This window comes from Streptomyces sp. NBC_00435 (assembly GCF_036014235.1).
In the GTDB taxonomy this organism is placed as follows: Bacteria; Actinomycetota; Actinomycetes; order Streptomycetales; family Streptomycetaceae; genus Streptomyces.
Window position 1 is genome coordinate 3001497 of the sequence record NZ_CP107924.1, and the last position, 13263, is coordinate 3014759.

The 13263-nt window shown below is 70.7% G+C and carries 12 protein-coding genes; 4 read left to right on the forward strand and 8 right to left on the reverse strand.

What is annotated here, in order from left to right; translation table 11 throughout:
- Window positions 1–17: 17 nt before the first annotated feature.
- The 4 genes from hypE to OG389_RS13790 form a co-directional block, all read right to left on the reverse strand.
- Window positions 18–1043 (reverse strand): hydrogenase expression/formation protein HypE, encoded by a 1026-nt coding sequence (gene hypE, locus OG389_RS13775; RefSeq protein WP_328298772.1) that lies wholly within the window; start codon window positions 1041–1043, stop codon window positions 18–20.
- A 43-nt stretch (window positions 1044–1086) separates the two neighbouring features.
- Complete coding sequence (locus tag OG389_RS13780) at window positions 1087–1671, reverse strand: cysteine hydrolase family protein (protein WP_328298773.1); 585 nt, start codon at window positions 1669–1671, stop codon at window positions 1087–1089.
- A gap of 412 nt (window positions 1672–2083) precedes the next feature.
- Window positions 2084–2665 carry a GNAT family N-acetyltransferase gene (locus tag OG389_RS13785; RefSeq protein ID WP_328298774.1) on the reverse strand — a complete coding sequence of 194 codons (582 nt, stop codon included), beginning with the start codon at window positions 2663–2665 and terminating at the stop codon, window positions 2084–2086.
- Between the two features lie 174 nt (window positions 2666–2839).
- A complete protein-coding gene (locus OG389_RS13790) occupies window positions 2840–3643 on the reverse strand; it encodes a hypothetical protein (RefSeq protein ID WP_328298775.1) in 804 nt (267 codons plus the stop codon).
- A gap of 401 nt (window positions 3644–4044) precedes the next feature.
- Here OG389_RS13790 and OG389_RS13795 point away from each other — a divergent pair, with 401 nt between their 5' ends.
- A complete protein-coding gene (locus tag OG389_RS13795) occupies window positions 4045–4920 on the forward strand; it encodes a helix-turn-helix transcriptional regulator (protein ID WP_328298776.1) in 876 nt (291 codons plus the stop codon).
- A gap of 53 nt (window positions 4921–4973) precedes the next feature.
- On the opposite strand, the gene OG389_RS13800 is transcribed toward OG389_RS13795, so the two are convergent.
- On the reverse strand, window positions 4974–5996 hold the full coding sequence (locus tag OG389_RS13800) for an EamA family transporter (protein ID WP_328298777.1): 1023 nt from the start codon (window positions 5994–5996) through the stop codon (window positions 4974–4976).
- A gap of 107 nt (window positions 5997–6103) precedes the next feature.
- Here OG389_RS13800 and OG389_RS13805 point away from each other — a divergent pair, with 107 nt between their 5' ends.
- Window positions 6104–7060, forward strand: coding sequence for a LysR family transcriptional regulator (locus tag OG389_RS13805; protein WP_328298778.1), 957 nt, complete (start codon window positions 6104–6106; stop codon window positions 7058–7060).
- Window positions 7061–7070: 10 nt separating this feature from the next.
- On the forward strand, window positions 7071–8960 hold the full coding sequence (locus OG389_RS13810; RefSeq protein ID WP_328298779.1) for a glycoside hydrolase family 3 protein: 1890 nt from the start codon (window positions 7071–7073) through the stop codon (window positions 8958–8960).
- Window positions 8961–8963: 3 nt separating this feature from the next.
- On the opposite strand, the gene OG389_RS13815 is transcribed toward OG389_RS13810, so the two are convergent.
- From OG389_RS13815 to OG389_RS13825, 3 genes are all read right to left on the reverse strand, one after another.
- A complete protein-coding gene (locus tag OG389_RS13815; RefSeq protein ID WP_328298780.1) occupies window positions 8964–10418 on the reverse strand; it encodes a S28 family serine protease in 1455 nt (484 codons plus the stop codon).
- An 84-nt stretch (window positions 10419–10502) separates the two neighbouring features.
- On the reverse strand, window positions 10503–10847 hold the full coding sequence (locus OG389_RS13820; RefSeq protein ID WP_328298781.1) for a hypothetical protein: 345 nt from the start codon (window positions 10845–10847) through the stop codon (window positions 10503–10505).
- Between the two features lie 142 nt (window positions 10848–10989).
- On the reverse strand, window positions 10990–12597 hold the full coding sequence (locus OG389_RS13825; RefSeq protein ID WP_328298782.1) for an aldehyde dehydrogenase family protein: 1608 nt from the start codon (window positions 12595–12597) through the stop codon (window positions 10990–10992).
- Window positions 12598–12696: 99 nt separating this feature from the next.
- On the opposite strand from OG389_RS13825, the gene OG389_RS13830 reads away from it, so the two are divergent.
- Window positions 12697–13251: an EF-hand domain-containing protein gene (locus OG389_RS13830; protein ID WP_328298783.1), complete on the forward strand. Its 555-nt coding sequence runs from the start codon at window positions 12697–12699 to the stop codon at window positions 13249–13251.
- Window positions 13252–13263: the final 12 nt, after the last annotated feature.

Genomic DNA, 13263 nt, shown 5'->3' on the forward strand with positions numbered 1-13263 from the left:
GGTCTCCTCGGTCCTTCTCAGCAGAGCCGGGGGAGTTCGGCGCCGAGCAGTTCCTCCAGCTGGGTCTCGCGACCTTCCTTGTCGCGCAGCAGCACCAGGGCCTCGGTGTCCTCGGAGATCTCTCCGATGGTCACCGCGTCCTTGCCGTAGGGCAGGGAGCGCAGGGCCGCCAGCACCTCGGCCTCGGCCGCCGGGTCCACGAAGAGGGCCAGGCAGCCCTCGTTGGCGCAGTGGAGCGGGTTGATGCCGAGCATGTCGGCCGCCATCGCCGTCTCGTGCTGGATGGGCAGGTCGTCCTGGGCGACGCGGATGGTGCGGCCGAGCTTGCCTGCGTACTCGTGGAGCACGGCCGTCAGGCCGCCGCGGGTGACGTCGCGCATCGAGCGGACGGCGCCGGCCGCCACGTTCGACAGGACCGTGTCGACGAGGCCGTTGAGCGGTGCGCAGTCGCTGTCCACGCGCTGCTCGAACCCGAGTCCCTCGCGGATGGAGAGCAGGTGCACCGTGTGGTTGCCGATGGGGCCGCTGAGGATCACCTTGTCCCCGGGGCGCACGTCGGTCATGGTGAGCGGCTCGCGCTCGAAGACGCCGACGCCCGCGGTGTTGAGGTAGATCTGGTCGGCCTCGCCCTTGCGGACCACCTTGGTGTCGCCGCCGACTACCTGCACTCCGGCCTCGAGGGCGGTGTCGCGGATCGACTCCAGGACCCGGACCAGCTTGGCGATGGGGAACCCGGTCTCCAGGATCATCCCGAGGGTGAGGTACTTGGGTCGGGCGCCGGCCACGGCCAGGTCGTTGACGGTGCCGCAGACCGCGATCTTGCCGATGTCCCCGTTGCCGAAGAAGGGCGGGTCGACCACGAAGCAGTCGGTGGTCATCGCGATGCGGTCGCCCTCGATCTTGAGGATCGCACTGTCCTCCATGATGCCGATGTAAGCGTCGCCGAGGGTCGCCGCGATCAGCTGGACCAGGTCCTGGCTCAGCTTCGCGCCGGTGCCGTGGTCGAGGACGATGAATTCGGTGGGATCCACGCTCGTGGTCATGCCGGTTCCTCTCTGGAATGCGGGGTCGTGGGGGGAGGCGTGGTCACGGGGTCTTGATGTTCTTGCGGGGCAGGCCGCCCTCGGCGTCGAGGACCTTGATGACCTCGGTGGAGTCGCTCACCGTGGCGCAGTAGCCCTCCAGCCAGTCCAGGGCGCGCTGCTTGTCGTCCAGGCGGGCCGAGACGACGCAGTCGGAGGGGACCCAGATGTTGTAGCCGCGGAAGAACGCGTCGGCGGCGGTGGTCTGGACGCATATCTGGGTCTGCATGCCGGTGATCAGGACGGTGTCGACGCCGAGGGCCTGGAGCCGCTCGTGCAGGTCGGTCTCGTAGAAACCGGAGTCCTTGCTCTTCTCCATGACGACGTCCTCGGGGGCGAGGAACGCCTCGATGATGTCGGCGCCGTGGGTGCCGCGCTGGACCGGGAGGTGACCGTCGTAGCGCTCGGCGTTCGGGTCGTCCGGGTCGTTGACCAGCTGGAGGTGGAAGATGTGGTGGCCACGGCTGCGCATCTCGTCGAGGAAGCCGGTGAAGTGCGGGGTCGCGGCCTCGACGGCGGCGACGCGCTCCGGGTTCTTCTCGACCAGTTCGTACTGGAGGTCGTTGGTCAGGACGGCGATCTTGGACATGGCTGTGCCCTTCGGTGAGGTCTGGGGTCTGAGGTCTGAGGTCCGTGGTGCGTGGGCCCGGCCGGGCGCACGTCGAAGCACGCCCTGGCGGGTGGTGTCGGGGAAGTGGTGCGGGTACCCGGCCGCCCCGGTACGGGAGTTCACGTCCGCCGGGTCCCTGCCCCGTCGGCGGCGAACGCCGCGGACGGCGGTTCGTGGAGCGGTGCGCACCGGTCCGGGCGGCCTCGGGGGACCGCGGCGCACGGGCGCGTCGGCCCGGGCGTGGCACGGAGTGTTGTCGGTGCGCGGCCGGCGGCCCTACGGGGCGACGGCGGTCAGGTGGAGCGCGCGGGGCGCGGGAAGGAGGGGCGTGGGCGAAGCCGCCGGTGAGGTGCGTCGGGCGCGGTCCGGGCCCGTCCCGCCGGTACGGGGGTCAGCTCGCGACCGCGACGCGGTCGGCCTCGATCTCGTGCAGCCAGGTGCCGGTGGCCTCGAAGTGGGCCTGGATGTCGGCGAGCCGGGCGTGCATGTAGAAGCCGGTGACGGGCCGGCCGTCGGCGCGGGCGTAGTCGGGCAGCCTGCCGTACTCGCGGAAGCCCAGGCGCTGCCACAGCACCGAGGGGCCGTCGTCGCGGACTTCGAGCGTGATGACGTCGCAGCCCATCTCGCCGACCTTGCGCAGGGCCTCGGCCCAGCCCTCGAGCAGGAACTGCCCGCGATAGTCCGGGGCGACGACGCAGCGCCGCATCTCGACGATGTGGCGGCGGGCGGGCAGCGGGGCCCGGGCGAGGGTCACCATCCCGACGATGCGGCCCTCGTCGTTGCGGACGTGGAGGAGGTCGACGGCGCCCTTGCGCAGGTCGGCCTCGAAGGCCCGCATCAGCGGCAGGCCCTTCTCCAGGCCCACCGGTTCGTAGAAGCCGAGGGTCATCTCCTTGACCGCCACGGCGTCCATCAGCTCGATCATTTCGCGCATGTCCTGCTCGGACAGCTCGCGAGGCCATGAATAATGCATCGTCTTCCTTGGTGAGTAGACGGGTGGAGCAGCCGGACCCCGGACATCGCGCGTACCGCCCCGTCGGGGCGGTACGGCACATCTGGAACGCAATGCCCGGGATCGCCGGCATGCGGGAGTGTCGGCCCTTCACGCAGCGACCCTTCAAGCGGCGGGCCGGCTGGATCCGGTCGGTCAGACCGAAGCGGTGGCCTTCGTCTGCAGGTTGGTCTGGACGGCGGCCGCCGGTGCTGCCTGGGTCAGCAGCGAGGGGTCGGCGCCGGCGCCGAGCACGGTGGCGGCGTAGACCTCGACGAAGTACGAGACGAACAGGGAGTTGATCTTGATGAGGTGGTTGACGAAACGCTCCTCGTCGGCCTCGTTCTCGATCACGCGCATGATCAGGTTCCAGACCATGTCGACGTGGTCGTCGTCGTCGTCGAGGGCCAGGTGGGCGCGGGCACCCTTGGTGTTGGCGGCGCCGACGTGCTGCTCCATGATGTCGAGCCAGTCGGGCTGCGTCTTGCCCGCGATGTACTCCAGGTAGAACCCGCTGATCATCGCGGCCAGCGGACCCTCCGTGGCCATCGTGTAGTAGAAGTAGCCGTTGAGGAGCTCGGTGGCGAAGGTCGGACGGATCGCGTAGATCTCCTCGTCCGTCATGCCGACCTTGTGCAGGTCACCGGCGAACATGCGGTCGTGGCGGCCCTCTTCGGCGCCGTACAGGCCCCACTCCTTGCAGAGCTGCGGGTCGCGGGTGGCCCAGTAGTTGGCGATGAGCGGGTCGACGGCGCGCTTGAGACCGATGCGGATCATCGTCTCGACGTTGTGCCGCTTGTACAGCTCGAGGTCGAACTTCTCCTTGTCGAGCATCCCGTCGGCGCCCGCGCTGCGCTCGTAGAAGTCCCGCTCGAACTTCAGCAGGAGCTCGTCGACGCGCTTGCGGAACTCAGGGCGTTGCAGGTTGGAGTACGTGTTGTACGACTTACTACGAGGCATCTCATCCCCAGCCGAGATCGTTGACTACCTGACCCGGACCAGTGGCGGCAGCGAGGTTCGCCGCACCACTCGTCGACGGGGCAAGGAAGACGGTCACCGCGAAAGTTGCCGCAATGGCGATGAGGAAACTCGCTATACGTGGCATGCTTGCCTGCCCCTCAAGATGTCCTGCGGTCCGGATCAGCTTCGGCTTCATCCTGTCCGTTCGACGACATCCGGAGCCATCCCTTTCTGGGATCATGTTGCCGCTGGCGAAAACATGACAGGGGGATGAATTGAACTCAACCAGACAAGTCCATCCTTTTCCCGTGCCCCGGCTCACCCCTGCCGGAGACCGTCTCTACCGGTTCGTCACCCAGACACCGGGTACAACGTGCGAAACAGCGGCCCGAGCCCTGGACATGGACGCCGCCGAGATAGAAGGGGCCGCCGCGGCCCTGGAGGCCCTGGGGCTGCTCGGCAAGTGCCCGGTGACGGGCATCTTCACTCCGTTCCCGGTGGACCACGCGCGCATCAAGGTCCTCAATCCGGCGCAGCACAGCCTGAACGAGAACCAGACACACCTCGATCAACTCCGTGGAGATCTCGATGAGTTAACCCTGAGAACGGCGCACCTGCAGGACGACACCTCACTGGAGGTCATCCCGGGCGTGGGCGACGTGCGCAAGCTCATCGCCGGACTCGCGGACGGCAGCCGCACCGAGGTACTGACCTCGCAGCCCGGCGGAGCCCGGGATGAGGAGGTGCTCCAGGAGAGCCTGGAGCGCACCGAACGGCTGCTGGAGCGCGGCGTGCGGATGCGGACCCTCTACCAGCACACGGCCCGGTTCAGCCCGGCCACGTCCTCGTTCGTGGGGCGGGTGACTCCGCTCGGCGCGGAGGTGTGCACGCTCGCCGGCGGTTTTCCACGCTGCATCATCTTCGACAAGGAAGTGGCGATCATTCCCCTCGCGGACGGATCGCACGGAGCCGCAGTATCGAGAAATAGCCACCTTGTCTCATTTCTTTCGGATGCCTTCGAGCGCGCCTGGAGCGCGGCCGAGAAATTCACCCCGGAAAGCGACCGGCCGGCCCGCGCGGCGATTACCTCGGACATTCAGCAGACCATCGTCTCGCTGCTCATTCAGGGCGAATCGGACAATCGAATAGCCCACGTCGTCGGTATATCACTGCGTAATTGCCAGCGCCACATCGCGAACATCATGAAGAGCATCGGCGCCCGCAACCGGCTCCACGCCGGATACCTGCTCGGCAAGGAGCCCTTCAACGGCATCTGACCCACCGTTGGGTCCGGCCCGCGGCAGCGCGGCCCGGACCCAACGGCGGTCCCCTAGCGGCCCCCCGCCGCGGGGAGCGGATCCGCCGTCCCGGTCCGGACCCCGTTCCCGGTACCGGTCCCGGCCTCGGCGGTGGTTGTGGCTGTGGTCGCAGGTGTGGCCACCGGCTGGGCCTCGGACTGGGGCTGTGCCTCGGACTGCGCCTGGGCCCGGGGCCTCGGCTTCGAGGGGACCAACGAGGTCGCCGCCACCCCGCCCACCAGCAGGACGGCCGCCACCCAGCGCAGCCCGCTCACTTCCTCCCCCAGCACCAGCGCCGCCGAGCTCATCCCGAAGACGGGCACCAGGAGCGAGAAGGGGGCCACCGAGGAGGCGGGGTAGGTGCGCAGCAGGTACCCCCACGCACCGAAGCCGAACACCGTGGTGATCCAGGCGAGGTAGACGATGACCCCGACCCCGCTCCAGTCGAGCCCGCGCAGCGCCGCCAGATCCCGCTCGGGTCCCTCCAGCAGCAGCGACAACAGAGCCAGCGGCACCACCGGCACCACGCTCACCCACACCATGAAGTTCAGCGCGTCGGGCGGCGACGCCTTGCGGGTCAGCACGTTGGACACGCCCCAGCACGCCGCGGCGGCGATCACCATCGTGAAGCCCAGGACCGGACCGGAGGCGCCGCCGTCCACAGCGGCCACGGCGATCCCCGCGAAGGCCACGGCCATGCCCGCGATCCGCAGCCGGCCCGGCCGTTCCTTGAGCACGACCGCCGCGAACACGGCGGTGAACACCGCCTGCGCCTGGAGCACCAACGAGGACAGCCCGGCGGGCATCCCGTTGGCCATCCCGGAGAACAGCAGCCCGAACTTCGCGATGCCGAGGACCACTCCGACCGCGAGCACCCACTTCCAGGCCACCTTGGGCCGGCCGACGAAGAACACCGCCGGGAGGGCCGCGACCAGGAACCGCAGGGCCGACAGGAGCAGCGGTGGGAACGTGCCGAGGCCGAACTCGATGACGACGAAGTTGAAACCCCAGACGGCTGCTACGAGGACCGCGAGGGCAGTGTGAATGGGTCGCATGAGCCGAGCATCGGGTCATCAACCGTTTAGCACCAGCACAGATGTCTTCAGGGTCGGATGTAGCGTTGCTACATCCAGGCGCGCTACGGGCCCCTAAGCTGCCTGGCATGCTCGACCTCTCCCGGCTCCGCGCCCTGCACGCCGTCTCCGTCCACGGCTCGGTCGGCGCGGCCGCGGCCGCTCTCGGGTACACCCCCTCCGCCGTCTCCCAGCAGATCGCCAAGCTGGAGCGGGAGACCCGTACCACCCTGCTCGAACGCCACGGCCGCGGCGTCGCGCTCACCGAGGAGGCCAAGCTGCTGGCCGCGACGGCCCAGCAGCTGATGGCCATCGCCGAGCAGGCCGAGACCGCGCTGGAGGAGTCCCGCGGCCAGCCCGTGGGACGGCTCCGGGTCGCCGCCTTCGCCTCCGCCGCCCGCGGCCTGCTCCCGGGGGTCCTCGCGGACCTGGCCCACCGTCACCCGACCTTGGAAGTCCGGCTCACCGAGATCAATCCGCATCTCTCGATGGACCTGGTCTCGCGCGGAGTCACCGACCTGGCCGTCACCCACGACTGGGACATCGCCCCGCTGCCCGCCCCCGAGGGCGTGGAGCAGGCGGTGATCGGGGACGACCGCTGCGACCTCGTGGTGCCGGCCGGGCATCCCTTCACCTCCCGCGCCGTCATCCACCGCTCCGACCTGGGCGGGCAGCGCTGGGTGTGCCAGCCTCCCGGCCGGGTCTGCCACGACTGGCTCGTACGGACCCTGCGCACGGCCGGGTTCGAGCCCGACATCACGCACGTCGCCGAGGAGAACCACACCGTGGTCGCGCTGGTCGCCGCCGGTCTGGGGGTGGCCGTCGTACCGCGGCTGGGCACCGGGACGTTGCCGCCGGGCGCGGTGGCCGTACCGCTGGAGCCGGGCCCCGTACGCCGGTTGTACGCCCTGTGGCGGACCGGAGCGGCCCGCCGGCCCGCGATCACCGAGACGGTGCGGACCCTGCGGGAGCACTGGCCGCAGGTCTCCCCCCGTCCGGGGGACTCCGCGAGTGTCCGTCGCCCGGAAGGCCCAGCGCCGCAGTAGCGTCCGGCGCGTGCCGTACCACGCCTCCCGCCGGACCCTGCTCACCGCGGCCGCCGCGGCCGCCGTCACCGCCGCGGGGGTCGTCTCCGCCGCCGTGGCCCCCTCCCGGTCGCCCGGCGGTCCGCCCGCCGACGACCCCCGGCCGGGCGAGGGCCCGCCCGGGCGTTCCCGCGCCCGGGTCCTCCCGCGCGACGTCCTGGCCCGGATGAGCCTGGCCGAACTGGTCGGGCAGCTCTTCGTCTCGCGGGCGTACGGGCATTCGGCGACGGACCCCGACCACGAGGACGCCGAGCAGAACCGGACGCTGTTCGGGGTGCGCACCGCCGCCGAGCTGGTGTCGCGCTACCACCTCGGCGGGATCGTCTACTTCGGCTGGGCGCACAACACCCGTACCCCGCGCCAGATCGCCGAGCTGTCGGCCGGTCTCCAGCGCGCGGCCGCCGACTGCGGCGCGGGCGTCCCGCTGCTGCTCTCCACCGATCAGGAACACGGGGCCGTGGCCCGCGTGGGCAAGCCGGCGACCCTGCTCCCGGGCGCCATGGCGCTGGGGGCCCTGGCCCAGGGATCCCGGGAGCCGGGGGCCGCGGACTCCGTCCCGGAGGCCTCGACCGCCGCGGCCCGCCGGGCCGCGCGCATCGCGGGCGCCGAGCTGGCGGCCATGGGCATCCGGCACAACTACGCCCCGGTGGCCGACGTGAACGTCGACCCCGCCAACCCGGTCATCGGCGTACGGTCCTTCGGCGCCGACCCGCACGCCGTGGCGGCCCTGGTCGCCGCCCAGGTCCGCGGGTACCAGGGCGCGGGGGTGGCCGCCACCGTGAAGCACTTTCCCGGGCACGGGGACACCGGGACCGACAGCCACGTCGGGCTGCCGCTGATGCGGCACACCCGCGCGCAGTGGGAGGAGCTGGACGAGCCGCCGTTCCGGGCGGCCGTGTCGGCGGGCGTCGACGTGGTCATGACGGCCCACATCGTCTTCCCCGCCCTCGACCCCTCGGGGGATCCGGCGACCCTCTCGAGGCCGATCGTCACCGGGATCCTGCGCGAACGCCTCGGCTTCCGGGGTGTGGTGGTCACCGACGCCCTCGACATGGCCGGGGTCCGCCAGAAGTACGGGGACGACCGGGTCCCGGTGCTGGCCCTGAAGGCGGGCTGCGACCAGCTGCTGAACCCGCCGGACCTGGGACTCGCGTACCGCAGCGTGCTGGCGGCCGTGGACTCGGGCGAGCTGACGCGGGCCAGGATCGAGGAGTCGGTGCTGCGGATCCTGGAGCTGAAGGCCCGCCGGGGCCTGTTCGACGAGGCCGCCGGGCCGGCCGCCGACGCGGATCGGACGCGGGAGGCGGTGGACGCCGCCGTCGGGATCCCGGCGCACCTGGCGGCCGCCGGGCAGATCGCGGACCGTACGACGACCCTGCTGGCCAATCCGGTGGACCTGCTGCCGTTGGACCCGGCGGACCGGCCGCTGCTCCTGGTCACCGGGACCGACCCGGTCTCCCCCACGGGTACGACCGGCCCCCCTACCGCGGTACTGGCCCGGGAGCTGTCCGCGCTCGGCTGCCCGGCGACTGCCGTGCCGCCCGCCCGCGCGGCGGCCGCCGCCCCCGGGAACGCGGCCGTGCTCGTGTGCACGTACAACGTCCCCGAGGGGGAGAGCCCGCAGCGCGAGCTGGTCACGGAACTGCTGGCCACCGGGGTGCCGGTGGTCCTGGTGGCCATCCGCAATCCGTACGACCCGGCCCGGCTGCCCGCCTGCGCGGCCGAACTGGCGACGTACACCTGGACGGACGTGGAGATGCGGGCGGCGGCCCGGGTGGTCACCGGGACCGTACGGCCCACCGGGCGGCTCCCGGTACCGGTGCCGGGCCGCTACCCGCTGGGCCACGGACTGACGTACTGACCGCTACGGCCGCAGCATCGGCTCGCGCTCGATGTCCCGCTGGTCGAGCTGCGCGTCCGGCTTGGCCAGCGGCGCGGCCTTCGCCGCACCGGTGGGCGCGGTGGCCGGGGCCACGCCCGCCCACTGCAGGATCTTCTGGGTGGCCAGCGCCTGCTCGCCCTCCTGGAGCTTGGCGACGTTCGCCCCGTGGTTGGCGCCCGGCGCGATCATCACGTAGCTGTCGCGCACCCCGTAGCCGAGGTGGAACTGTTCGGCGCCCCACGGGTCGTTCTGGCCGTAGACGAAGAGCATCTGGTTCGCGTTGTTCCTGACCCAGGTGTCCACGTCCCGCATCGCTCCCGGCTGGAAGGTCATCGGGATGTCGCGGGGGACGAAGCTGCGCGGCGGCTGGTAGCCGTAGCGGCTCAGGCTGCCCAGGTGGGGCTGCTTGATGTCGGGAGAACCGAGCTGCGTGCCCGCCTGGTAGTAGTACGGCGTGTACGTCTGCAGGCCCTGGTCGGCGTAGGCCGAGAAGCCGGAGATCGTGTCGATCGTGTCCCAGATCTCCTGGTCGGTCGCCGTGGCGGCGGCCGGGATCGTGGCGCAGTCGGCGAGCAGGCTGTACTGCCAGAAGGCCCACACGTAGTCGAGCACGACGGCCTCGTAGGCCTTGTCGAGGTTGCCGACGGTGGTGAAGGTCCAGCCGTTCTCGGCCGCCGCGGTGGCGTACTTGACCTCCAGCGGGACGCGGCGTACGAGCGCCTCGCGCTGTACCGCGTTCAGCCGGTCGCGGCACTCCTTGGTGCCGACCTTGGCGAAGAACCGGTCGTAGGCCGAGTCCTCGTTGTTGACCACGTCGTTGGGGGCGACATACGCGACGACGCCGTCCATGTCGCGCGGGTAGAAGCGCTCGAAGTAGGTGGCCGTCATACCGCCCTTGCTGCCGCCCGTGGCGAGCCAGTTCTTCTTGTAGACCTTCTTCAGGGCGGTGAAGAGGCGGTGCTGGTCACTGGCGGCCTGCCAGATGTCCAGGTTGGCCCAGTTGGCCGGATCGGGCCGGGAAGGGGTGAAGAAACGGTACTCCAGTGACACCTGGTTGCCGTCGACTATGGTCGTCGGCTCGCTGCGGCGCGGGCTGGTGTTGACGTTGTAGCCGGAGGTGAAGAACACCGTCGGCCGCGAGACGTCCTTGTGCAGCAGGGTCAGGCGCTGCTTGAAGGTGCCCTTCCACGGCGCGCGGTGGTCGACCGGCTGCTCGTAGTTCAGTACGAAGAAGCGGTAGCCGGGGTACGGCTTCTCCTCGATCAGGCTCATCCCCGGGATCGAGAGGATCTGGTCCTTGATGTCCTGCGTTGCGGCGGTGGCATCCTTGGCGGCGGCCGGCTCCGCGGCGGTGGCCGCTTGTGCCGTGGAGCCCACCGCGCCCATGGTGCCGATGAGCACTACGAGCGACAGCAGCCATCCGAGCGTCTTGCGCATTCACCCTCCCCTTGAGTTCACTTCGGTCGCCGTGAACCTAGCTGGGGGAACACTCGGCTGAACAGACCTAGTTGGGCCGCTCCATCAGCACAGAATCCAGCCGGAATCGATGGATCCGGCCCCCACGCTCCCCTTTACATACACGCAGCGGTTGATCGCGTGGACGGTGACAGGTCCGGCATATCGGGTGAATTGTCCTGAATCGCGAACCGGGTAGCCGCCACGCGGCTGGATGCTCACCGACATCGGACGCCGCACGCCGGGGCGATGGGCGACCGCCACGGCGCAGGCGCGGTCCCGGGTCTTGTACAGGCGCACCTCCCCCGTGGAGAACGGCAGGGTCCGCACCAGCTGCCCCTCGCATCCCCCGGTCGCCGCCTCCGCGGGCTGCGCCGCCATCAGCCCGGCCACGCCGAGCCACAGCGCCACCGCGCACACCCCCAGCCGGGCAGCCCACGGGCCGCGTCCGTTCCGCGCCTTCATCACCCTGTCCCCCATCGGTCGTACGTACAACGTGCGTACGCACGTACGACGCCCATCACCCCCGAAAGGTTGCCGCGGACAGGAGGACTCAGCCCGCCGGGACCGCCTCCGCGCACCCCAGCCCGTGGTCGAAGACCGACTCCCGGGGGCGGACCAGGGTGGCGACGGCGATCGACTGGAGGTGGGTGGTGCGCACGGCCGGCTGGTTGGCCTCGCCGAAGATCCCGCCCGTGGCGCCCGTTCCGCCGTTGTACGGGAGCACCGGCAGGCAGCCGATGTGCGAGTCGTTGACCTTCAGCATGCCGCCGTTGACCACCTCCTCGCAGAACCGCTCCACGACCCGCTCGTCCTGCGTCCACAGGGAATTGCGCAGGCCGTAGCGGTTGGCGTTGAGGAAGCCGATGACCTCGCCGAGGCCCGCAGTCGCCTCGGGCACGACCACGCACAGCAGCGGGAAGAAGGTCTCCTCGCGGAAGGCTCGCAGCCGGCCGGCGGCGGCCAGTCCGTCCACCCGCACGACCGCCGGACGGATGAACGGCCCCGCCGCGGCGGGCACGTCGTCCACGTCCACGAACTCGCCTCCGCACAGCAGCTCCCCGCCGGCCGCCAGCACCTCGCCGAGGAACTCGGTGAACTCCGCCCGCTTGACCACCGGGCTCAGCACCGTGTCCGGATCCTCCGGCGGCCCCGGCCGGATGTCCCGCACCCGCTCCACCACCTCCTTCAGCAGCCGGTCGGCCACCTCGGGGTGGACGACGGCGAACTTCGGGGTCATGCAGATCTGCCCGGAGCCGTAGTACCGCTCGCACAGGGCCCGCGCGGCCAGACCGGCCTCCGCGTCGTGCCACACCAGCACGCCGTCGTTGCCGGACAGTTCGAGTACGGGCTTCTTCCCGGCGGCCACGCACTCCCGCTCCAGCTTGAGGCCCTGCTCGGAGCCGCCGAAGAAGACGAGGTCGTCGCAGTCGGGGCTGTCCAGCCACTGGCGCACCACGGCGCGGGCGTGCGTGGAGACCACGTTCAGGGTGCCGGGCGGGGCGCCGAGCCGCTCCAGGAGCGGGGCCACGATCTCCCGGTAGACGAAGCTGACGCCCAGCGGGGCGGTCGGCGGCGCGTTGACGACCAGGCTGTTGCCGGCGGCGAGCGCCATCGCCCCGTAGAAGGAGTTCGATGTGGGGGCGTTGCGCGGCGGGCTCAGGCACACCACCCCGTCCGGCTTGCGCACCATGCGGATCCGCCGGCCGGCCACGGTCCGCTCGGGCTCCCGCAGCCGCCCGGCGAAATCGGCTACGGAGTCCGGATGGAAGGAGGCGGCCACCGAGGCCAGCTCCCAGGCCGCCAGCCGTACGGGGTGGCCCTCGGCGACCAGCAGCCCGGCCAGTTCCTCGCGGCGCTCGACGACGGCCCGGTGGACCCCGTGCAGCAGCTCCAGCCGGTCGGCGAGCGGGACCCCCGCCCACGCGGGCTGGGCGGCGCGGGCGGCGGCCAGGGCCCGCAGGCCCTGCTCCGGGGTGGACATGGCGACGCGGCCGGCCAGCAGGCGGTCGTCGTAGGGCAGGTCCTCGCCGCGCTCCAGCCGGGCCTTCAGGCCGAGCACCTCGAACGGCTCGCGCAGGAGTTGACCCACCCGGGGCCAGTAGACCCAACGGGTGCCCGGTTCGGCGGCGCCGTTGACCCATACCTCGTAAGAGTGCATCCACAACTTCCTAGCCGGGGAACGGGAGTTCACGATCAAGAAGGAGATTACGGTAGGTGAACACAAGACCGCGCACCGTAGCCGCGAAAGGCAACTGAAATGACGAACGACCTGCTCGACCGCAAGCTGGACCGCGCCTTCACGCACCTGGACGTCAACGAGGACCGGGTGATCGACGAGCACGACATCATCGGGCTCGGTTCCCGCCTGCTGTCGGCCCTCGGGGAGTCGGCCACCTCCCCCAAGGCCACTCAGGTGATGGGCGGGCTCGTCGACTTCTGGCAGGAGCTCTTCTCCGAGCTGGACCTGGACCGGGACGGCAAGGTCTCGCCGGAGGAGTACAAGCAGGGCATGACCCGCCTCTACTCCGGCGGCGGCGTGGCGTACGACAAGTCCTTCCGGCCGATGGTCGAGGCGATGCTCCTGGTCGTCGACACGGACGACGACGGGCGCATCAGCCCCGAGGAGTTCCACAAGGCCCAGCTCGCCTTCGACACGAAGCTGGGCCGCGAGGACGCCGACGCGCTCTTCGCCCGGATCGACAGGAACCACGACGGGTTCCTGACGGTGGACGAACTCCTCGATGCCGTACGCGAGTACTACACCGGTACCGAGGAGGACGCCCCGGGGAACCTGCTGTTCGGCGAGCTCTGAGCCGGTCCCGCC